This is a genomic window from Magnetovibrio sp. (assembly GCF_036568125.1).
Taxonomy (GTDB): domain Bacteria; phylum Pseudomonadota; class Alphaproteobacteria; order Rhodospirillales; family Magnetovibrionaceae; genus Magnetovibrio.
In genome coordinates, this window is sequence record NZ_DATCTF010000012.1 from 12220 (window position 1) to 33554 (window position 21335).

Consider the following 21335-nt stretch of genomic DNA (forward strand, 5'->3'; position numbering starts at 1 on the left):
TGGCCCCGCCCAAATTTCCGGGTGGCGAACACAACGTAAAAATTTAGAGGTTGGCGTCATGGGTAACGACATCGCTGAACAGTACAAAATCAAGAAGGCCCCGTTTTACAAACCGGTCAGCAACGAGGAAGCGCTTTACGAAGCTGCTTACGCACGCCGCATGCCGGTGATGCTGAAAGGTCCGACGGGTTGCGGAAAATCGCGCTTCGTTGAGTACATGGCGCACAAGCTCGGTCGACCGTTGATCACGGTGGCTTGTAATGAAGACATGACCGCGTCGGATTTGGTGGGCCGCTACCTGTTGGACAAAGACGGCACCAAGTGGCAGGACGGCCCGCTGGCCACCGCCGCACGCATCGGTGCGATCTGCTATCTCGACGAAGTGGTCGAAGCACGCCAAGACACCACCGTCGTCATCCACCCATTGACCGACCACCGCCGCACCCTGCCGCTCGACAAAAAGGGCGAACTGATCGAGGCGCACCCGGACTTTCAGTTGGTGATCTCCTACAACCCGGGTTACCAGAGCCTGATGAAGGATCTCAAACAATCGACCAAGCAACGCTTCGGCGCGTTGGACTTCGATTATCCGAGCGCTGAACTGGAATCCGAGATCGTCGCCGAGGAATCCGGCGTTTCCAGCGATATCGCGGCAAAGCTGGTGCAAATCGCGCACCGCACCCGCAACCTCAAGGGTCACGGCTTGGACGAAGGCATTTCAACCCGCTTGTTGGTTTACGCCGGCCAGATGATCGCCGAAGGCGTCGAGCCGACCGCCGCGTGCCAAATGACTTTGGTGACGCCGCTCACCGACGACCCGGACATGCGCGAAACGCTCGATGCCGCCGTTCACACCTTCTTCGTCAATTAAAGCGAAGACGTCCATCCACTTTGGCAGCGTGAGGTTCGGTCATGACCATCGATCTCGAAGACTACAAAGCGTGTCTGGCGAAAGCCGGCCCTGAGATCCAGGACACCTTGGAAGCCACCTTCCACGAAGCCGCCCGCGTGATGTCACCGGCGGGGCTGAGCGACTATCTGGAAGGTGCCAAGGGCCTGTGCAACCTGGGCCGCGGTCACGATGTGGTGCTGTCGTATCTGGAAGAAATGCCCGCCGTGGTTCAGGAATGCGGCGAGGATGTGATCCGCGACTGCATTGAGGCGGCGATGAAGCTATCGTCCATGACGTCGGGCGAAGTGATTGCCCTGCTGTTCTCCAGCCTGCCTACGGCGGCGCGGCGCTTGGGCGACCCGGAACTTCTGCGCGGCTACCTGACATTGGTGCACCAGCTTTCGGCCAAGGCGTCGCGCGGACTGCGACCAATGCTCGGCAACATCGACGAGTTGCTGTCCAAGCTAACTTTGTCTGGTCTGAAGCGCTGGGCCAATTTCGGTGCGGAGGCATACCGGCGCGATCTGAACAATCTGGTCAAGTACTTCAACCTGGAAAGCGCCGACAGCAAGAAGATGCTGCAAAAGGAACGGCGCGGCACGTTGTTCATCGACACCCAGCGCAAACTCAATTTCTATCTGCGCGCACTGTGGGGCCGCGATTTTTTCCTGCGTCCCACCGCAGCCGACTACGAAGGATTCAAGCCTTACATCGAGCACCACGTGATGCACTTGCCCGATGCCGTGGACCCCATTGGCGATATCGCGGGCCTTGAATTGTACCGCGCACAAGTGGCGCATCTGGCCGCGCACATCTGTTACACCACCGCACCGATTTCGGCGGAGGCCATCAGCCCTGCGCAGATGTTTTTCATCGGCCTGATTGAGGACGCGCGGGTCGAGTATCAAGCCGTCAAGGATTTCCCCGGCCTCAAAAAACTGTGGGGCAGCTTGTTGGCCATCGACCACCAAGGCAAGTTGGAACACCCCACGGTGAAACTGTTGGAGCGTTTCGCTTATTGCCTCAACGACGCGTCACAGACGACCGGCGACGAAAAACTCGACGCCATGGCCGACCGGTTCCACGCCGAGATCGAGACTCGACAAGACGACAATCAGTTTTCCTGGGATCTGGGCATGGAGTTGTTTCACCTCTTTGCCGAACGCAAGGACGTGCCCAGCCTGCGCATTTTGGAATCGATCCGCATTCCGTATCGCGACGACAATCGTTTCGTTTGGGAGTTCGAGGAATTCGACTGGACCCAGCATGGCGTCGAATACATTCCCGCCAGCCAACGCCAAGTGCGCAAATATGTCAGTGCGGTTGAAATGGCCAATGAGGTCGATTGCGAACTGGCCGGCGATGACGCGCAGGAAATCTGGATTTGTTCCACCAAATTCATGCCCTACGAAGATGCCGGTGAAGCGACCGTCAGCTTTAACGAGATGTGGGGCAAGGAACCCATATCGGAGCCGTTCCATTACCAAGAATGGGACTACCAGGTGCAACTCTACCGTCCCGACTGGGCGACCGTATATGAGCGCCGCGCGACCAAGGGCGATGCCGAAGAGGTGGACCGCATTCTCACCGAACACAAACCGGTGGCGCACCGCATCAGGCAGATTATCGATATGCTCAGCCCCGCAGGCGTGCAGCGCGAACGCAATATGGAAGATGGCGATGAGATCGACATCAACGCCGCCGTCGATGCGATGATTTCGATCCGCATGGGTGAACAACCCAACCCGCGCATCACCATGCGCAACGTGATCAAGAACCGCGATTTGGCGGTGACGGTGCTGCTTGACCTCTCGGAATCGACCAATGAAAAAATGGATGGTTCGGAAAAAACGGTTCTGGAACTGACCCGCGAGGCCGCAACCTTGGTGGCCACCGCCATCAACGGCATCGGCGATCCGTTCGCCTTGCATGGCTTTGCTTCCGACGGACGGCACGATGTGCATTATTATCGCTTCAAGGACTTCAAGCAGAAGTTCGATGATGAGGCCAAGGCGCGCCTAGACGGCATGAAGGGTGGCCTGTCCACGCGCATGGGCGCTGCCATGCGCCACGCCGGACATCATCTTTTGAAACAGCCAGAACGGCGCAAACTTTTGCTGCTGGTCACCGATGGCGCACCGGCCGACATCGACGAACGCGATCCTCAACACCTGCGTCATGACACGAAGAAGGCGGTTGAGGAACTGTATTCAAAGGGTATCCTAAGTTACTGCCTGACTTTGGACCCCAATGCCGACACCTATGTCAAACGGATCTTTGGGGCCAACAACTATACGGTGGTCGATCATGTCGACCGCTTGCCAGAAAAGCTGCCGAGCCTGTTCGCCAGCCTCACCAGTTAACAGAGGGTCTCGACTATGAGTGAACTGAAACGCTACGTCGGCATCGACAACGACCTCAATGGAGGCATGACCGATACCGCCAAGATCATTCGCGATGCGTGGGTATTTGGCCTGATCCCCGAGTCCGAAACATGCGAAGGGTGGCTTGCGCCGGGCATCGAGGATTTGTGGCGCAAAGTTAATGCCGAGTGGGAAAAGTACGGATTTTTAGTCGGCAACCTACCTGACGACATCCGTGCGAATTTCATGCGCATTCAAGAGGATGCGCTGAACAAGGCGAAGGCCGCTGGATGGGAAGGCGAAGACGAATTGGCGGGAGACGAGTAACACCCGCATGTACACGCGCCACGATGAGGTCCCGGTTTTGTCACAATGGCCCGATCAGGTCGAGGCCGTGCACTACAACATCGCGTTGCGTGCGCTGAAGCGAACGCCGCCGAGTATCCGTCTGCTGTTGCCGGGACTGAAGACCCTGGATTTGATTTTGCAAAACGAGGCTTGGATCATCGTGGATCGCGCTTTTCACGATTTACCGGTGGCGGCGTGGGTGGATTTTCAGCCCGAAGAAAACCGCGGTCTTCACGAACCGGTGCCATGCACATTGCGCTACTACCACGGCCATGCAGGAATGATTTTGAACACTGTTCTCGGACTGATGGATACATTGTTGAAAAACCAACTGGACGATGAGGATGAGACACACCAAGTTCTCTATTTCCCAAAATCAAAAAATAGACAGTAAGGCGGGATAGGTACGATGGCACTGGTACACATGCGCGACATGCTTCGGCATGCTTATGAAAATAAGTACGCCGTCGGGGCATTCGATGTCGTCAATCTGGACATGCTGCAAGGCATCATCGATGCCGCCGAAAAGTGTCGGGCGCCGGTAATCATCGGCTTGGCCGAACCTCATCTCACTCATTTCAATTTGGCGCTGCTTGCCCCGGCGGTCGAGGCTGCGGCGCGCATGAGCAGCGTGCCGGTGGCGATACATTTCGACCACGGTGAAAATTTGGCTGGGATCGTTTCGGGCATCCGCCACGGCTGCAACAGCCTGATGATCGACGGTTCGAACTTGGAACTGCAACAAAACATCGATCTCACCAAAGAGGTGGTCAAGGTGGCCCATGCTTGTGGCATACCGGTCGAAGCTGAGATGGGTTACGTCCCCGATAACGGTGACGAGATCGTCCTTACAACCGCCGCCGAAGCCGCCGGTTTCGTTCGCTACACCGAGGTCGATTTCTTGGCCGTATCCATCGGCACCGTTCACGGTCGCAACACCGGTAAGCCCCGCCTGGATTTTGTCCGGTTGCGCCAAATCAACGAAGCCTTGAACATGCCGCTGGTATTGCATGGCAGTTCAGGTCTGACCGATGATCAGTTTCGCCGCCTCATCGCCAACGGCATCGCCAAGATCAACTATTTCACGGCCCTGACCGACCGCGCGGCGCACCTGTTGCGCGATAACACGAAAAACAGAAAAGACGGATACCTGAGCCTGCTCAGCGGCGTTCGACAGGTCGTCGAGGAAGAGGCCGACCGCCTGATGCGCGTGTGGGGTAGTGCCGGCCGTGCGGCTGAGGTGTTGGAACAATGCCAGCCATGGAACTTGGTCGATCACATCATTAAGTTCAACCTGCCCAACTGCGATGCGTCGGACGCCGCATTGATCGTCAAACGCGGACGTAACATTTTGGCCGACATTCCCGGAGTACGCGAGGTGACCACCACCGAAACATTGGATGATCCGGGGGAACACCGCTATCGTTGGATCTTGCGCGTGACCAGCCCCTTGGTCGTCGACCAACTGCGCCACCACTCCGCCTTCAACATGTTCATGAACCGCTACCTGCACAACCAAGCCACCGATCTGGTGAGCAAGACGTTTTTGCAGGAAGTGCCCGAAATTACCTCCGTCTCTCCCTGAGCGGTGCTTCCGTCGAGGGAGGGGATTAAAAGTCCGAAAGCTCACTCTGATTTTAGGCCATCAAGCCCGAGTACTTTAAAATTTCAATCAGCTCAAAGCCGTCTGGATGCGCAGGCGCAGATCATCCGGCTTGGGTGGCTTGACGATAAAGCCGTCTATTTTGTGAATCCGGCCTTTGCGGGCGTTGTCTTCGGTATCTTGGCCAGTCAGCATGAGAAAGGGAATTTTGCGATAGCGCTCAACGATGCCGTAGCGAATTTTGCGCGCCAATTCAAACCCAGTCATTTCCGGCATTTCGATATCGCTAATAACCAGATCTATGGTGCCGGGGTGGGATTCGAGTTGCTCCAGCGCCGCCATCCCCGTGTCGGCTATCAGGATGCGCTCAACGCTCACGCCTAGCCCCTGCAAGACCTTCGACAGGATCATCTGGGCGAACTGTTCGTCATCGACAATCAATATGGTGAGGGCGGAGAAGTCCATGGTAAATCCTATTGGGTCTGGGCATTCCAATCGGAAAGCCAGTCCTGTAAATCTGGCCCCGGCAACGGACGACAAACGAAATAACCCTGAATGAGGTCGACGCCGAGGCTTGCAACCAAATCCCAATCCTCTTGATCCTCGACCCCTTCGGCCACGATCGACATGCCGAGCTTTTTCGCCAGGTCCACGCTGGATTCCAAGATTGAGCGCGCGGTGTTGTCGCGCCCGGCGCCGTTGACGAAAGCGCGATCGATTTTCAATTCGGTGAAGGGAATGCGTTTAAGCTGTTCCATAGATGAATGGCCGGTGCCGAAATCGTCGATGCTCAGCGCCATGCCCTTGAGCCGCAAGCGGGTGAGAATTTCCAAGGGCTTGATGACATCTTGCATCAAGCGGCTTTCTGTCACTTCCAACACCACATGGTGCGGATTCATACCTGCGCCCTGAGCTGCGGCAACAATAAATTCGGGAAGGTCCAAACGGTTCAGATTGTCGATCGAGAGGTTCACGGCGATCTTCAAATCCAGACCGTTTTCCAACCAAGCGCCGCCTTGCTGCATGGCCACCGCCAACACGGTGTCGGTCAGCTGGTCGATCAGGCCGTTGTTTTCCGCTACCGAGATGAACGCGTCGGGAGGGATGAAGCCTTTGTCCACATCGATCCAACGCACCAGTGTTTCCACCCCGACCAACTGGCGCGTTTGCACCGAAACCTTGGGTTGGAAATACGCCGTCAACTTGCCGCCGTCGAGCGCGGCCTTGAGTTCTGCGGCGCTGACTTCAACGCCCGCGCGCGGGCCACGGGCTTCGGCTCTATTGAGGAATTTTTGCAAAAGCTCCAGCAATCCAGCTGGGGTAATGGGTTTAGACAGCGCACCGAGAATGGTTAAATTCTGCGCCATGCCCAATTGCGCCACGGTATCGAGAATGCGCTTGTCCTCGCCACTGATCAAAGCGACACCACCTTTGAAATCCCGTTCCACCAGATGGCGCAGAAATTCGATGCCATCCATTTCAGGCATGTTGAGATCGCACAGGATGATGTCGGGCGCACCGTCGGCATCGATGGTCGCCAACGCTCCAGTACCACTGTTGGCGGTGCGAATGTTTACCCCACCGATCTTTTCGAGTATCCGCCCGATCAGGGTGCGGATGAATTCCTCGTCATCGACAATCAAATACGTCAAACCGGCAAGACCGGTTGATGAGTCACTCATGATTTTGCTTCTCCAAACGGGCGGGGTCGATGGGCCCGGAACTCAACGCCACCTTGATGCGTTTTTCCAAGGCATCGCGGGACATGGGTTTGACCAAAAAACCGTGCACGCCAAGTTTCACTGCTGATTTCACAGCACCTTGTTGACCGTGTCCGGTGAGGATGATGATGGGTAAGTTCGGGTCAATATTGAGGGTTCCGCGGCGAACCTCTTGAATGACCTGAAATCCGTTCTTGTTGGGCATTTCCAGATCCAAGATGACCAACCCGATACGTCCGGCATAGGTGTTCAGTTTTTTAACGGCGTCTTCGCCGTCTTCGGCGGTCATCACTTCCCTTACCCCCATATCGCGCAGCAAGCGGGCAACCAGTTGGCGAATAAATTGTTCGTCATCGACGAGAAGAACAACGAGATTTTCAAGTGACTGAACCATGTGCACCTCACAAATTCTCGATATGGGTTACGACGGCGTTGAACGCGGGAGCCAATTGTGGATAAAGGGTTTCGATTAAGGCAAAGTCAGCACTTTTTCCGGCTTTTTCCAGTTCGAAACACAAGTCCGCCAGGGCGTTCGCGCCGATGGCGCGGGACGACGATTTCAGTTTGTGCCCGGCTTTGCCGACCCCGTCAGCATCCCTGGCCACAAATGCCGCATCGATTTCATCGATGATGCCTTTGGACGGCGCGACGTAGTCTTTCAAGATCTCGTTGATCAGGTCGTCGTCGCCGAAGGTTTCACGCAGGTAACTCGGATCAATGACGTCCGTCGACGCCAGTGCGGACTTGGGTGCGTCGAGTTTCGGTTCGTCTGGGCGTGCCAGGTCTCCCTCCACACTGACGGGCATCCACTTTGCCAGGACTTTTTTGAGCAACGCCATTTCCAAAGGCTTGGTCAGATAGTCGTCCATGCCCGACGCCAAACACCGATCACCTTCACCCTGCAGAGCATTGGCGGTGATGGCGACAATCGGCATATGGTCGATGTCACCTTGGTCTTTCTCCACCGCACGGATGGCACCGGTCATTTCGTAACCATCCATTTCCGGCATATGACAATCCGTTAGAACTAGGCTATAGCGACCCGTTTTCCAGGCATTAAGCCCCTTCTGGCCGTCGTCGGCCAGTTCGCATGCGTAGCCCAAGGCATTGAGTTGGCGGCGAATGACGTCTTGATTGGTCTTGTTGTCTTCGACCACCAAGATCAAGCGCCCCAGTGCGGCGGCTTCGTCCGGGGTCGGCGCCTTGGCTGCGCCAGCTGTCAGCTTTTCATGACTGTCTTCGATGTCGGGGCTGCACCGACCGCTGGCCACGCCAAGGGCGTGGAGGAAGCGCGAACGCTTCATCGGACTGGTATCGACCACGACTTCGTCCGGCAACACCATGCCTTTTTTGGCTTTGCGGTCCGAGGTAAGGACAACGAAACGTAGACCCTTGAGTTTGGCGTTGGTGCGCAAGACGTCGATCGCGGTGTCGATCTTGTCTCTGCCGAAATCTGCGCCGAACACGACGATGTCAAACGGCATTGCATCATCGACCGCTTGGCTGGCAACGGCTTCAACCTCGGATAAGTTTTTGACGTTCTCATGGGTGCCGCCACGCCCGTCAATGTAAGGAGGGATATGCTCGAAGAACAAGTCTTCGTTGCTGACCAGCAACATGCGCAGCCCGGCCAGACTGGGTTCATCCTTGGGCGGGGAACGGCTGTCATCTACCTTGAAGGACAGCTCGACCGTAAAGGTGGACCCTTTGTTTTTGGCACTTTCAACCTTGATCTCACCGCCCATCAGTTCGCTAAGGTTTTTGCAGATCGACAACCCCAGTCCGGTGCCGCCGAACCGCCGCGTGGTCGAGCTTTCAGCCTGTGTGAACGGCTTGAACAAATTTTTGACGGCATCCGGGCTCATCCCGATACCGTTGTCGATGATCGCGAATCTGACCGTCGCCTTGCCCGCAGTTTCGCCTTGCACCAGATCGGCGCGCAGCTTCACCAAGCCTTGGTGATCCTCTGTGGTTTCGGTGAATTTCACGGCATTGCCCAAAAGGTTGAACAAGATCTGGCGCAAACGCACCTGATCACTCAACACCCAGTGTGGGATGGCGGGGTCGATGAAATTGACGAACCGAACTTTTTTCGCGGTGGCGTTGGGAATCAATGTTTCCGCGACCCCCTCGACTACATCGCGGATCGAAACCGGAATGGTTTCCAACGTCAACTTGCCCGCCTCGATTTTCGAGAAATCCAAAATGTCGTTGATGATCTGCAGCAGTGCAAAAGCGCTGTCACGCACTGTGGTCATCATCTGCGCCTGTTCGGTGTCCAGTTCCGTTTCACGCAACAAGTCGATCATACCCACCACGCCGTTCATCGGCGTGCGGATTTCATGGCTCATCGCCGCGAGGAACGCAGACTTGGCGCGGGTGGCGCTTTCGGCCTTGTCGCGCGCATCGGTGATTTCGGATTCCATGCGCTTGCGATCGGTGATGTCGGTGGACATACCGCAAATGCCATCGGCGTTCCCATCCGCATCCACCAATGGGAACTTGAGCGATAGGAAGACGGTTTCCACACCATCTTTGGAGACTTTTTCTTCCGTCTCGATCAATTCCATACGGCGAATAACGTCGAGATCGTTGGCCCAAAACTGCTCGGCCATGTCTTTGGGGAAGACATCGAAATCGGTTTTACCGATCACATCTTCGCGCTTCACCCCCGTCACCTCTTCCCAGCGTCGGTTGACCAACTGATAGACGCCATACTTATCTTTAAAGAAGATAACCGCGGCGCTGTTGTCGATGACGCTGTTCAACAACTGCTGGCTTTCCAGCAACGCATTTTCGGCTTGTTTGCGCAGAGTGATGTCCTGGAACGTCACCACCGCACCGGCCACATCTCCTAACTTGTGGATTGGCGTTGCGGTGTATTCAACCGGAACACTGGTTCCATCCTTACGCCACAACACCTCGTCGTTGACGCGACGCACCTCACCATCTTGATAGGCCGCAAACATGTGGCACTTCTCACGCGGATAAGCGGAACCGTCAGGATAACTGTGGTGAACCAACTCATGCATTTTTTTTCCCACCAAATCCTCTGCCTCGAAGCCAAGTATCTGACACGCCGTGGGGTTGACGAAGGCCGTGGTGCCGTCGGCATTGAGGCCAAAAATACCTTCACCGGCAGACTCCAAAATTAAGCGATTTTGTTCTTCGCTTTCGCGCAGTGCCTCTTCGGCTTTCTTGCGTTCGGTAATGTCTAGGATCAAGCCATCCCATTGCATGAAGCCGTCGGTAACCTCATAGCAACGCGCGGCGGCTTCCAGCCAACGCACTTCACCGTTGGCGCGGCGAATGCGAAAGCGCTCTTTCAAAAATCCATTGCTGGCGATCACCTCGCGGAACGCCTCGCGCACGTTCTGGTCATCGGCCTCGTGCAAATGTTCGTAAAAAATATCCGTGACATCGTTTTCATCTGCGTCGCCGAATTCGAAAGTTTCGTTCATAAAGGGACTGGCATAGGTGATGTGTATTTGCTCCGGCCCCAACGCCATGAACTGAAACACCATTGCAGGTAGATTGCTGGTGAGATTGCGAAAGCGTTCGGTCTGGCGCTTATTTTCCTCCAACGCCATGTTGAGCGCACGCTCTGTTTGCTTGCGTGTGGTGATGTCGGCAAAGATGCTGACGAAGCCTCCCCCCGTAATCGGTCCGCCACGCACTTCGATGTACTTGCCATTTGGGCGTTTGCGTTCGAAATTGTGCGCTTCGAAGCGGCGCGCAGTTTCAATCTTCTCCGCAAAGGCTCGCTCCGGGTCTTGATCGCCGAATTCATCGTGCTCGACATCGTATCGCGTGAGATCCTCGAACGATGCCCCTTCGAAGACCAGTTCTTCGGGATAGCCTCTCACCTTCAGATACTGATCGTTCCACGCAATAAGCTTCAAATTTTTATCGAATGCGACAACGCCCACGGTCATGGAACTCATCACCGCCCTGACCAGGTCGCGTTGCTCTTTGACCTCACGGGTTCGGGCTTTGACGCGGTCTTCCAATTCTTCCTTGGCGCGCAACAGTGCGCGGCTGGTACGTTCGCCCAACGCCATGGTGAACAGGGTCGCCCCTACCGACAGTGACAGCGTCAAACCGATGATGAAGACGAATGTGTTGCGCAGTGTGATGGCGGGTTCAAGCGCTTCGTTCGCATCTATTTCGGTTGTAACGCCAACCCCCCAGTCGTTCAGCCACACCCACGCCCCCAAAACCGGAATACCGCGATAATCCGCATGACCGGTCAAGTCCATACCAGATTTTCCGTTCAGCACTTCTTGCGCCATGAAGGTGAGCTGCCCTGCGCCATCGTCCATGGGCACGCGCGACACCACATTGAAGATGCTACGCTGACCGTTATTCAGCAGACCGATGTCCACCAATTCCTTTTCAAACCGACTTGCGGAAATCAGCCTTCCCTGTTTGTCGATCGCATACGTTTCGCCACTTTCGCCGATCATTCCTGTCTGTAGGATGCGCGTAAAATCGCCGGCTGGATCCAAAGCCTGGACCAGTAGGGCATAGACGACGCCTCTGGCATCCTTGATTGGGGCAGTGGCGAACATTGCTGACCGGGGCTCGTCGTTCTCAGATTTTGAAGGACCGATGTTCAACGGCGGAATGAAGACGCTCTCGCCTTCGAACGATTGCTTCAAGAGTTCGGGATACACGTTCATGATGGGATTGATCTGACCCAAGCCTCTGTCATCCATAGAGGCCAGAGTCGTGCCGTCTTGGGAAATGATGTAAAAATCCCGTGCCCCATTGGTTTTTTCGTTACGCAGAAAAACGGCGCGTATTTCAGTCTGAATCGCCGACGCCCTCAGAGCTTGCGCATTGCGTGGGATCTTGATCAAATCGCGGGTCAGGTTGAACAGCTCCGGCGACTGCCCCAATTGCGCGACCAAGGATTCTTTTTCCTCGCGCCAGATCCGCAACCGCTCGACCGTACTCGACAAAACCGTGCGCAGATTGAGCCCCACCCCTGCCACGATGCGCGATCGGTTGTGCTCGTAAGCGAACCACCCGACAGCCGCGACAAAGATCACCAATATGCCCAGGGTGCCGACCATGACCATGCGAAAGCGCACCCCCCCCATTTGAAGCGCGACTCTGTCGTACTTGGTAGACTTCAGCAGCAACCGCATCAGCACCACCAAAACGACGAACACAACCAGCGTTCCCGCAACCAATATCAGCAACGGCGCTTCATCTTGGGGGATCACGATGTCCTGAACCGGTTGCGCGGAGGACACATCCACGTTCAATTCGGCAATGGGAAGCCACCGTTTGCGCAGACTACGCAGTTCTGCTGAGGTGATGGCGTCCAGACCTTTTTGGAGGATTCTGTACAAGTCCGGGGTCGTCTTTAAAACGCCCATCCGCAATTCGGTTTCATTGTTGGTTTTCAAGCCCGGGTCTAACGACAACTTGATGTTGGGCACGACGTTGGTGTCGAGCGTAAACGAAATAACGCCCAAACTTCCGAAAAAGGCGTCTATCGAACCGACCGAAACACGTTGCAACCCATCCAGGACATTGCCGACCTCAACCAGTTCCAGGTCTGGATACCTTTGCGCGAGTAAATCTGCGGTGGCGAATCCCTTGACCACGCCGATCTTGTGTCCTTTGAGCGCATCAAGGGTGTTTAAATCCGCATGATCATTGTGCAATGCCAGAACCGAAGGGGTGACCGCATAGGCTTTCGTATAATCGATGGTCTTGGCGCGTTCATCGGTCCAATAGAGGGCCGGAAGCACAAGGATATCACCGCGGTTAAACCGTTCGAGAAGTTCCGCCCACGAGTATCCGTTCACATACTTCACGCGCAATCCCGTCTTTTGCGCAATCAGATTCATCACATCGACGCTCAACCCTTGCGGCACGCCTCCATCAACATAATCAAACGGCGGCCAATCCATTTCGTTGGCGACGGTGATGGTTGGATTTTGTTGCAACCAAGCCCTTTCCGTGGGCGTTAACTTAACCTTCGCCTCAGTGCCCGAACCGCCTCCGATCCCCGTCCAACGGGCCAGAATGTCTTGCTTGGCGGTGGTTTCGACCTCCGCCAAACCTTTTTGCAAAATGCTCTGCAACAGCGGCACATCTTTACGTACGCCGATCGCCAAAATGGTCGGCGCGCGTGTCAAACGGCCATGGACGGTGAGGTTGTGCATCACCTCCTGTTTCATGATGTACGTCGCCACGGCGCGATTGCCGACGTAGGCATCCGCCTTGCCTTGGGCCACGGCTTCCAAGCAATCGCGCGTGGTTGGGTATTCGACAATGGTCACATCCGGGTGATTTTCGCGAAACCACCTCACATTGCCGAAGCCCTTTTCCAGCGCCACGGTCAACCCCGCCAAGTCGGCTTCCGTGTTGAGTTGGGCCGCGTTGTTTTGTGCAATGATGGCATGCGGAATGGACAGATATTCGTCGGTGAAATTCATCAACGGTTCGCGCGCGGGTTTCGGCGTGACGTCCATCAAGGCATCCAGCTTGCGCTCCACCAGTTGCGGGTAGATGTCTTTCCACACCCCGGGAACCAACTCGATCTGCAGGCCGACACGATCACCGACGGCGGCAATGATCTCTGCGCTGATGCCGTGAGACTGCCCGCTGGAATCGACTTTGTTGAACGGTGGCCAGTCGGACATGATGCCGACGCTGATTTTTTTGTGATCCTGGATCCACTGAACTTCTTCAGATGTAAGGGAAACTTGGTCGGCAGACTTGGCGGGAAGGGGCACCAAAAGCAAGCCGAACAGAACGCATGACATCAAAAAAACCGCATGTAGCCCTTTTCCGTGTGTCGGAAAGCACGCCTTAGCGGCCAATGCCAGACAGAACCGGAACCCATTGAGATACATGTTTTTTTGCCTTTGAACTCGGTGCCATCTTCATTTTGGTCAAAAAGATATTCACCGACAAGGGATTTGTTTTTATTCAATTCTAGCAAAAAGAGCGCCCAGAGCCCGTATACTCGACTCGATATACAAACCGAACGGTTCTTTGATTATCTGGAGAAGATGACTATAGGCATGCCATATCAAAGGGCTTCTAAATCAGCCTCTTGATATTGAACATGTTTTGACTTTCTAGTCGTCGTTAAAGACCAGATTTCACAAACTTGTCGCCAAGATAGAGTTTTTCGCTTTACGGCTGCAAACTCGGCAGGGCCCGAGCAGGCCATCCGCCCCTATCAAATCTTGTACCCGCTTGATTGTGGGTGTGTTGTTGACGCCGATCCGGGTGCGGTCGGGGCACCGCACGTCACGAGGCCCTTGCCTTCATAGCCATAGCTGACCGCGGAAAGGTGCCCGGCCAGCGTATTGGCAGCGAACCCCAACCCCGAATCGGCCACACACCATGCAACCGCCAGAGTCTAGGCCGGTGGGAAGGTATGTCCCTGTGTCAAGCTGTGGCTAAAACTTCATAGGGGAATGGTGGGCCCGGCAGGACTCGAACCTGCAACCAGACCGTTATGAGCGGTCGGCTCTAACCAATTGAGCTACAGGCCCCCTTGCATTCTCCAAATGCATCGGGTGCGTCTTCTCTCGACGCGCGCGCCCCGTTGCGGGGCGCCCCTGCTTATAGCAAGTCTGGCCCCACCCCGAAAAGCCCTATATTGCCTACTTCACATGCACCGTCACCGTGCGTCTCAATCGTAGAAACCACAGATGGGGATGCACCATGGCCAGCAAAAATTTCAAGGTTACGCTGTTGCAAGTCGAATACGCGCGCGGCGATATCGGCAACGATTGGATTTACGACCTCAATGTCGATGGCGCCACCAAACACTATCCCGAGCACACGTTGGATCCCGGAAGGACCGAAGTGCTCGGCGACGTGATCGTGACGAAGGTCGTAAGCTGCCCCACGACGCACTATTCGTTTCAGGTCGTCATCGACGTCACCGAAGTCGACACCTTTTATAATGATCTCGGCAGCCGCACCGTGCGGGTCAATCTGCCGTGCCAATTCACGACGAAATTTGATGTGACCGTGGACGTCGCGGAAAACGGCGGGTCCGGCAGCGCATCTTTGAAATTCTATTTTGAGGCGGATTTCCGCTAAGGGAGCCGTCGATCCCGCCGGGAGGTCTTAAGGCGCGTAAACGACGAAGTGTTTGCGCACGCGGCCGAGCGATTCCCATTCGCCGTCGAAGTCCGGCCCCAAGGTGAAGGCCTGGCCCGCCGAAAAGGTCGAGATGTTGCCTTCGCTATCGGTCAGGCGCACCACGCCTTCGAGGATATGGCAGTATTCGGTTTCGCCGTTTTGACGCAAGCGGATATGGAAACGGTCCGACTGCCAGATGCCGGTGAACATCTTGCCGTCGGGGGACTCGCTGATCAACCAGGTGGTCGACTGCGGATTGCCGCCCAGCATGATCTCGTCACGGGTGGCTTCGACCTGGGGTTTGACGGCGGAAAGATCGTCAAACGACATAACGTTATGCGCGGACATAGGCACCTCTATCTGTTCGATTTATCGAACAGATACCCTCACATTTGGTAATTGTCCAGCCACATTGACCATTATTTCGATCAAAAACACAAAAGGCCGGAGCGACATGCTCCGGCCTTTCGGATGTGAAGCAGATCTTTCGATCAGTAATCCAGGAAGCTGCGCAGCTTGCGCGAGCGGCTCGGATGCTTGAGCTTACGCAACGCTTTGGCTTCGATCTGGCGGATACGTTCGCGGGTCACGCTAAACTGCTGGCCGACTTCTTCCAAGGTGTGGTCGGTGTTCATGCCGATGCCGAAGCGCATGCGCAGCACGCGTTCTTCGCGCGGCGTCAACGAAGCCAAAACCCGGGTGGTGGTTTCGCGCAGGTTGCCGTTGATGGCGGCGTCCAGCGGCTGAACCGCGTTCTTGTCTTCGATGAAATCGCCCAGGTGCGAATCTTCTTCGTCGCCGATCGGCGTTTCCAGGGAAATCGGCTCCTTGGCGATCTTCAGCACCTTGCGGACTTTTTCCAACGGCATGGACAAGCGCACCGCCAGTTCTTCCGGGGTCGGCTCGCGACCGATTTCATGCAACATCTGACGCGACGTGCGCACCAGCTTGTTGATGGTTTCGATCATGTGCACCGGAATGCGGATGGTGCGCGCCTGATCCGCGATGGAGCGCGTGATCGCCTGGCGGATCCACCACGTGGCGTAGGTCGAGAACTTGTAGCCGCGACGGTATTCGAACTTGTCGACCGCCTTCATCAGGCCGATGTTGCCTTCCTGAATGAGGTCGAGGAACTGCAAACCGCGGTTGGTGTATTTCTTGGCGATGGAGATCACGAGACGCAGGTTGGCCTCGATCATTTCCTTTTTCGCCTTGGCGGCTTCGCGTTCGCCCTTTTGCACGGTCGAGACGATGCGCTTGAATTCCGGCACCGGCAGACCGGCCTCTTCGGCCAGTTCCGAGATCGAACCACGAATGGTTTCGATTTCGTCGCTGTATTTGTCGATGAATTTTTCCCAGCCCTTGCCCGGCAGTTTTTTGATCTGGCTCAGCCAGTTCGGGTCCAGTTCGTGGCCTTGATAATGCTCGATAAAGTCTTCGCGTTTGACGCGGGACTTGGTGGCCATGCGCAAAAGCTTGCCTTCGAGGCTCATCATCGCCCGGTTCAAGTCGTAAAGCTGATCGACCAGCTGTTCGATGCGCGCATTGTTAAGATGCACGTTGTCCATCAGCTCGATCAACTCCTTGCGCAGCTTTTCGTAGCGTTTTTCCTGGGTGTTCTTGAATTCTTCGCCGCCTTGCATGGCATCCAGGCGCTTGACCTGAAGGCGGTGCATTTTTTTATAGGTCTTGGCGATTTCTTCGAAGGTTTCGACCACCACCGGGGTGAGCTTGGCTTCCATCGCCGCCAAGGACAGGTTGTTTTCGGCGTCGTCTTCCTCGTCGTCGTCGCCGGACTTTTCGCCCTCGCCGCCTTCGCCTTCCGTGTCGGCGTCATCGGTATCGTCGCCCGCCGGCTTTGCTTCCGGTTTAGCGGCGGGTTTTTCTTCGACTTCCGGCGCCTTGGCCTCTTCGGCGTCGTCACCGCCCTCGGCCGCACTGTCGTCATCGCCGTTGGACGCACCGCCCGGACCGCCGCCATAGGTGGCGTCGAGGTCGATGATGTCGCGCAGCAAAATCTGTTCGGCGATCAAGGCGTCGTGCCACGCGACGATGGCGCGGATGGTCAGCGGGCTTTCGCAGATGCCGCCGATCATCATTTCCCGGCCGGCTTCGATGCGCTTGGCGATGGCGATTTCGCCTTCGCGCGACAGCAGTTCGACCGAGCCCATTTCGCGCAGGTACATGCGCACGGGGTCATCGGTGCGCCCGACATCGCTGTCGGAAACGTTGCCGCTGGCCTTTTTCTCGTCGTCGCCGTCATCATCGGCATCGTCGTCGTCAGCCGCGGCCACCTCGCCTTCGGCCAGGTCGTCGCCTTCTTCGCCTTCGATGACGTTGATGCCCATTTCGGACAACTGGCTCATGGTGTCTTCGATCTGTTCCGAAGACACTTGGTCGGGCGGCAGGGCTTTGTTCAGCTCGTCATAGGTGACGAAGCCGCGCTCCTTGCCGAGCTTGACCATTTTTTTAACGTTGGCGCCAAGTGCGTCCAGCAAAGGACCGTCTTGGTTGTCGCCGTCTGTGGGCTGGGTCTTTTGGGCGTTTTTGTTCGATGCCATGTGACGCGTTCGTTCTTTCCCGTGTCGCACTCCGCCGAGGGCCCCTCTGCCCCAAACGTGCGCGAAAATTTCAACCACCTGTGCCGATTTCAGCCAAAACTTGGCCCAACCAGCACCGAAAGCCCCATCGTTGAGGGGCTATTTGGCGTTCCGTTCTGCAGCCGACTGCACTTGCATTTTCAAGGCTCGGAACCTTTCGAAGGTTTCCGGCGTCATATGTGCGGCTAGCTGCCGCTGGGCATCGTCAAGCTCGGCTTGCAGGTCACGCCTACAATACAATTCGTACGTCTCGTTCCAGCCTTCCAACGCAGATAACATATCCTCATCGGGGCGGGCGAAGTAGGCATGTCCGAAAACCCGTGAACTCAAAAGCGAGTCCAGAATCGTCGCATACCCACTGTCCCTGAGGTGGCGTTGAAAGTCCGCCCTGTCAAGACGAGTTTCCCCGGCCAGTGTCTTTAGAGCTTCCTGGCGAAGGTTGTCAAGCTCAAGCGTCGTAAATGCAACACTTCCAAGCCGTTCGCCAACGTCGTCGAACAGGTCGGGATGGTTGAGCAACGTCGCCAGTAAAATCTCTTCGCGCGAACGGGTCATGTCCACACGCGCGGATTTGACGGCTTGATGTTTATTGGCTTCGCCTTCGAACACCTCCGCGCGCTGTGGCTTGAACGTACGCGCAGGCTTGAAACCGCGCCCTGCGCTTCCTCCTCCGCTGCGATCGTCGCGTTTCGTGCGCCCCAATTGCCATACCCGGTCCTTGAAGGTGGACTGAAAATGGCTGCGCACGGTCGCGTCTTCGATACGCCGCACGTGGTCGTCGAGACGTTTTTGCAGCGCCGCGCGCCCTTCCGGGGTATCGGTCGCGCCCGCGGCGCATTCCTGTTCCCACAACACTTGGCTGAGCGGCTTGGCCGCCGCGATCACCTCGGCAAATGCGCCCGGCCCCTTGGCCTGCACCAAACTGTCGGGATCTTCGCCCGGGGGCAGCGTCGCGAAGCGCACGCCGACACCGGCCTTGATCAACGGCAAGGCCCGTTCCGAAGCGCGCACCGCCGCGCGCAGGCCGGCGTTGTCGCCGTCGAAACACAGCACCGGTTCGGGGGTGATCTTCCACAGCTCGAGGATTTGTTCCTCCGTCAGCGCGGTGCCGAGCGGCGCCACGGCGCCCTCAAAGCCGGCCTGATAGAGCGCGATCACATCCATGTAGCCTTCCGTGACGATCAAGGTTTGCCCTGCGCGCGCAGCAACCTGGGCGCTATCCATGGCGTACAGCAACCTGCCTTTGTGAAATAAATCGGTTTCGGGGCTGTTGAGATATTTCGCGACGCCCTTGTCCGAACCGAGTATCCGGCCACCGAACGCCACCACCCGGCCACGGCGGTCGAGAATCGGAAACATCACCCGGCCGCGAAACCGGTCGTAGGTGGAGCCGTCGTCGCGTTTGATGATCATGCCCGCCGCGACCAGTTCGGCTTCCTGGATGCCTTGGCCGCCCAGCGCCGTTTTCATGCCATCACGACGATCTGGGGCAAAGCCCAAACGGAACTTGGCGATGGTCTGGTCGCTTAGCCCCCGGCCGCGCAAATACGCCAACGCGTGCGCGCCTTCGGGACTGCGCAGGGCCTGTTCGTAATGGCGGCACGCCGCTTCGACCACGTCGTAGAGGGTGTTTTTGCGCTCGGCGCGCTGGCGTTCTTCGGGACTGTCTTGGGGCACCTGCATGCCCACTTCGGACGCGAGCTTTTCCACCGCCTCGCGGAAATTAAGCCCCTCGGTCTCCATCACGAAATCGAACGCCGAACCGTGCGCGCCGCAGCCGAAGCAATGGTAAAAGCCCTTGTCTTCGTTGACCGTGAACGATGGGGTCTTTTCCTTGTGGAACGGACACAGCCCCTGATGCTCGCGGCCCTTTTTGGTCAAGCGCGTGCGACGGCCGACGACATCGGCCAAGCCGATGCGTTCGCGCAGATCATCCAAAAATCGGGTAGGTATCGTCATGCGGACCTTAGGGCGTGGTCAAATTTAACAACCGAGGCATCATACCCGCATCGCACGCCAAAACGAGCGTGATACTTATTATATAGGGCGCACATGTTTTGCACACCCTGCTAACAGCTTATCCACAAACTTATCCACAGACTTCGTGAGTTTCGCGCCTTACGAGGCCATATGCCCGAACACGCCCCACTCCATCAACAACGTGCTGAGGCTCTCGGTATAATTCCGGCGTTTTTCGACCACCGATACGTTTTTGGGCAAGCCGCGCAAATGCGCATCGCCTTGCTTGTAACTGGTGCACAAGACGAAATGAATGTCCTGCAAACGTTCGATCGAACCGAACACCCGCGCCAATTCGCAGCCGTTGAACGGCGTCATATCGTAGTTGGCGAACACGATATCGGGCGTGATGTCCAAGGCGTAAGCCAAGGCTTCCATGCTGTCGTAAGCACGATTGACGTGAAAACCGCACGACAGCAATTCGGTAGCGACCAAACGGCGCTGCAATCCCGCAGGCATCACCAACAGCACTTCGACGTCGTGGACCTTCTGGGTGGTAAATGATGTCGCGCGGCCCATCGGCAAGCTGCGCAGAAGCTCTTCGGTTTGGGGTGGGGTGAAGTTTTCCCCACTGATCAAGAGGTTCGCCATGGTTTCGATGTACGTACGCAGATCCTTGATGTTCTCGATCTTCACGCCGCCGACGTTTTCCAGATAATCCTCGAACAGGTGCGCCACCCGCCCGACCAAGGGAAAGCCGAAAGTCGCCCCTTGGCCTTTGATGTTATGGATGTTGCGCTGCACGTCGAACAGATCGTCGGCGCTGATTTCGCGGCCGGACTCGAGCCAATCGATCCGGGTTTCAATTTCGTCCAATTGATCGCGGGTGTTTTCGATAAACTCAACCCGCAACCGGGCGAGAATTGCATCGACTTCGTTATGTCCAGGCGTACGAGTGTTCGGGCTGGCCTGGTTTGATTTTTCAGGCATTTCAACCACCTCCCTTACCGGCGTTGAATGACAACGCAGGAACGGCGCAACAGCGCACCCCTTTAGGTGGGCAAGGTTGGTGGATTTTCAAGAAAAAGCGCCCCGCCAAACACGAGCCGCAGTATCGGTTAGCTGCCCAGGCGCGCCTTGACCTGGCCGCTGGCCTTGCCGAAGTCCATGGAGCCCGCATGGCGTTCTTTCAAAACCGCCATCACCCGGCCCATGTCTTTCATCGAGGTCGCGCCCAATTCCTTGACCACCGCGTCGATGGCCGCGTTGACCGCGTCAGCGCCCATCTGTTCGGGCAAGAAGGTTTCGATCACGTCGATTTCACGGGATTCGCGCTCCGCCAATTCCGGACGGCCGCCTTTTTCGTACATCTCGATGCTATCGCGGCGCTGCTTGATCATTGATTGCAGCATGCCCAGGATTTCATCCTCGCCGATGCCGTCCATGTTGCCTTTGGAGCGCGCGGCGATGTCGCGGTCCTTGAGCGCGGCCTGAATCAGGCGCGTGGTGGCAAGGCCGACTTCGTCCTTGGCCTTCATCGCGGTTTTCATCGATTCTTTGATTTGGTCTCTGAGCATGGGAGCCTCTGCGCTTGAATCACCACCCCCCAACGGGGCGATTCTGCGGAAAGGCGAGAGATTAGCCGAAAACGGTCCCAAAGGCAAATGTTCAAAAGTTTGTAACGCATTGAAAATAAAACATATTTTTATGTAACAGAGTCTTGAC

The 21335-nt window shown here is 56.4% G+C and carries 15 protein-coding genes and 1 tRNA gene; 6 read left to right on the forward strand and 10 right to left on the reverse strand.

The window, feature by feature from the left end; all coding sequences use genetic code 11:
* The first annotated feature begins 58 nt into the window (after positions 1 to 58).
* The 5 genes from VIN96_RS09520 to VIN96_RS09540 are packed head-to-tail and all read left to right on the forward strand — an operon-like array spanning position 59 to position 5188.
* Entirely contained in the window at positions 59 to 871 is an 813-nt protein-coding gene (locus tag VIN96_RS09520) for a CbbQ/NirQ/NorQ/GpvN family protein (RefSeq protein ID WP_331895742.1), read from the forward strand.
* Positions 872 to 912: 41 nt separating this feature from the next.
* On the forward strand, positions 913 to 3255 hold the full coding sequence (locus VIN96_RS09525) for a nitric oxide reductase activation protein NorD (protein ID WP_331895743.1): 2343 nt from the start codon (positions 913 to 915) through the stop codon (positions 3253 to 3255).
* 15 nt (positions 3256 to 3270) lie between these two features.
* Entirely contained in the window at positions 3271 to 3582 is a 312-nt protein-coding gene (locus VIN96_RS09530; RefSeq protein WP_331895745.1) for a hypothetical protein, read from the forward strand.
* Between the two features lie 7 nt (positions 3583 to 3589).
* Positions 3590 to 3997: a hypothetical protein gene (locus VIN96_RS09535; protein WP_331895746.1), complete on the forward strand. Its 408-nt coding sequence runs from the start codon at positions 3590 to 3592 to the stop codon at positions 3995 to 3997.
* Positions 3998 to 4012: 15 nt separating this feature from the next.
* The gene (locus tag VIN96_RS09540; RefSeq protein WP_331895747.1) at positions 4013 to 5188 is read left to right on the forward strand and encodes a class II fructose-bisphosphate aldolase; all 1176 of its coding nucleotides are present in this window, start codon (positions 4013 to 4015) and stop codon (positions 5186 to 5188) included.
* 87 nt (positions 5189 to 5275) lie between these two features.
* On the opposite strand, the gene VIN96_RS09545 is transcribed toward VIN96_RS09540, so the two are convergent.
* The 5 genes from VIN96_RS09545 to VIN96_RS09565 all read right to left on the reverse strand — a co-directional run bounded on the left by VIN96_RS09545 (position 5276) and on the right by VIN96_RS09565 (position 14453).
* Positions 5276 to 5671, reverse strand: coding sequence for a response regulator (locus tag VIN96_RS09545; protein ID WP_331895748.1), 396 nt, complete (start codon positions 5669 to 5671; stop codon positions 5276 to 5278).
* An 8-nt stretch (positions 5672 to 5679) separates the two neighbouring features.
* Positions 5680 to 6888 carry an EAL domain-containing response regulator gene (locus VIN96_RS09550; protein WP_331895749.1) on the reverse strand — a complete coding sequence of 403 codons (1209 nt, stop codon included), beginning with the start codon at positions 6886 to 6888 and terminating at the stop codon, positions 5680 to 5682.
* Positions 6881 to 7321, reverse strand: a complete 441-nt coding sequence (locus VIN96_RS09555) for a response regulator (protein ID WP_331895750.1) — start codon at positions 7319 to 7321, stop codon at positions 6881 to 6883. Before VIN96_RS09555 ends, VIN96_RS09550 begins: the two co-directional genes overlap by 8 nt.
* A gap of 7 nt (positions 7322 to 7328) precedes the next feature.
* Positions 7329 to 13712 carry a PAS domain S-box protein gene (locus VIN96_RS09560; RefSeq protein ID WP_331895752.1) on the reverse strand — a complete coding sequence of 2128 codons (6384 nt, stop codon included), beginning with the start codon at positions 13710 to 13712 and terminating at the stop codon, positions 7329 to 7331.
* Between the two features lie 664 nt (positions 13713 to 14376).
* A tRNA-Ile gene (locus VIN96_RS09565) sits at positions 14377 to 14453 on the reverse strand.
* 172 nt (positions 14454 to 14625) lie between these two features.
* Between VIN96_RS09565 and VIN96_RS09570 the strand changes: the two genes are divergently transcribed.
* On the forward strand, positions 14626 to 15009 hold the full coding sequence (locus VIN96_RS09570; protein ID WP_331895754.1) for a hypothetical protein: 384 nt from the start codon (positions 14626 to 14628) through the stop codon (positions 15007 to 15009).
* A 27-nt stretch (positions 15010 to 15036) separates the two neighbouring features.
* On the opposite strand, the gene VIN96_RS09575 is transcribed toward VIN96_RS09570, so the two are convergent.
* The 5 genes from VIN96_RS09575 to VIN96_RS09595 form a co-directional block, all read right to left on the reverse strand.
* Positions 15037 to 15399: a cupin domain-containing protein gene (locus VIN96_RS09575; RefSeq protein ID WP_331895756.1), complete on the reverse strand. Its 363-nt coding sequence runs from the start codon at positions 15397 to 15399 to the stop codon at positions 15037 to 15039.
* A gap of 143 nt (positions 15400 to 15542) precedes the next feature.
* Positions 15543 to 17612 carry an RNA polymerase sigma factor RpoD gene (rpoD, locus tag VIN96_RS09580; RefSeq protein ID WP_331895757.1) on the reverse strand — a complete coding sequence of 690 codons (2070 nt, stop codon included), beginning with the start codon at positions 17610 to 17612 and terminating at the stop codon, positions 15543 to 15545.
* A 138-nt stretch (positions 17613 to 17750) separates the two neighbouring features.
* Entirely contained in the window at positions 17751 to 19610 is a 1860-nt protein-coding gene (gene dnaG, locus VIN96_RS09585) for a DNA primase (protein WP_331895759.1), read from the reverse strand.
* A gap of 159 nt (positions 19611 to 19769) precedes the next feature.
* Positions 19770 to 20600, reverse strand: a complete 831-nt coding sequence (locus VIN96_RS09590) for a response regulator (RefSeq protein WP_331895760.1) — start codon at positions 20598 to 20600, stop codon at positions 19770 to 19772.
* A gap of 128 nt (positions 20601 to 20728) precedes the next feature.
* Positions 20729 to 21187: a GatB/YqeY domain-containing protein gene (locus VIN96_RS09595; RefSeq protein ID WP_331895761.1), complete on the reverse strand. Its 459-nt coding sequence runs from the start codon at positions 21185 to 21187 to the stop codon at positions 20729 to 20731.
* Between the last annotated feature and the right edge of the window lie 148 nt (positions 21188 to 21335).

Excerpts from the sequence above, each read along its gene's own strand:
- VIN96_RS09525 (WP_331895743.1), top strand. The coding sequence starts at position 913 with ATGACCATCGATCTCGAAGACTACAAAGCGTGTCTGGCGAAAGCCGGC.
- VIN96_RS09545 (WP_331895748.1), bottom strand. The coding sequence starts at position 5,671 with ATGGACTTCTCCGCCCTCACCATATTGATTGTCGATGACGAACAGTTC.
- VIN96_RS09555 (WP_331895750.1), bottom strand. The coding sequence starts at position 7,321 with ATGGTTCAGTCACTTGAAAATCTCGTTGTTCTTCTCGTCGATGACGAA.
- VIN96_RS09540 (WP_331895747.1), top strand. The coding sequence starts at position 4,013 with ATGGCACTGGTACACATGCGCGACATGCTTCGGCATGCTTATGAAAAT.
- VIN96_RS09535 (WP_331895746.1), top strand. The coding sequence starts at position 3,590 with ATGTACACGCGCCACGATGAGGTCCCGGTTTTGTCACAATGGCCCGAT.
- rpoD (WP_331895757.1), bottom strand. The coding sequence starts at position 17,612 with ATGGCATCGAACAAAAACGCCCAAAAGACCCAGCCCACAGACGGCGAC.
- VIN96_RS09520 (WP_331895742.1), top strand. The coding sequence starts at position 59 with ATGGGTAACGACATCGCTGAACAGTACAAAATCAAGAAGGCCCCGTTT.
- VIN96_RS09530 (WP_331895745.1), top strand. The coding sequence starts at position 3,271 with ATGAGTGAACTGAAACGCTACGTCGGCATCGACAACGACCTCAATGGA.
- dnaG (WP_331895759.1), bottom strand. The coding sequence starts at position 19,610 with ATGACGATACCTACCCGATTTTTGGATGATCTGCGCGAACGCATCGGC.
- VIN96_RS09560 (WP_331895752.1), bottom strand. The coding sequence starts at position 13,712 with ATGTCATGCGTTCTGTTCGGCTTGCTTTTGGTGCCCCTTCCCGCCAAG.
- VIN96_RS09570 (WP_331895754.1), top strand. The coding sequence starts at position 14,626 with ATGGCCAGCAAAAATTTCAAGGTTACGCTGTTGCAAGTCGAATACGCG.
- VIN96_RS09550 (WP_331895749.1), bottom strand. The coding sequence starts at position 6,888 with ATGAGTGACTCATCAACCGGTCTTGCCGGTTTGACGTATTTGATTGTC.
- VIN96_RS09575 (WP_331895756.1), bottom strand. The coding sequence starts at position 15,399 with ATGTCCGCGCATAACGTTATGTCGTTTGACGATCTTTCCGCCGTCAAA.
- VIN96_RS09590 (WP_331895760.1), bottom strand. The coding sequence starts at position 20,600 with ATGCCTGAAAAATCAAACCAGGCCAGCCCGAACACTCGTACGCCTGGA.
- VIN96_RS09595 (WP_331895761.1), bottom strand. The coding sequence starts at position 21,187 with ATGCTCAGAGACCAAATCAAAGAATCGATGAAAACCGCGATGAAGGCC.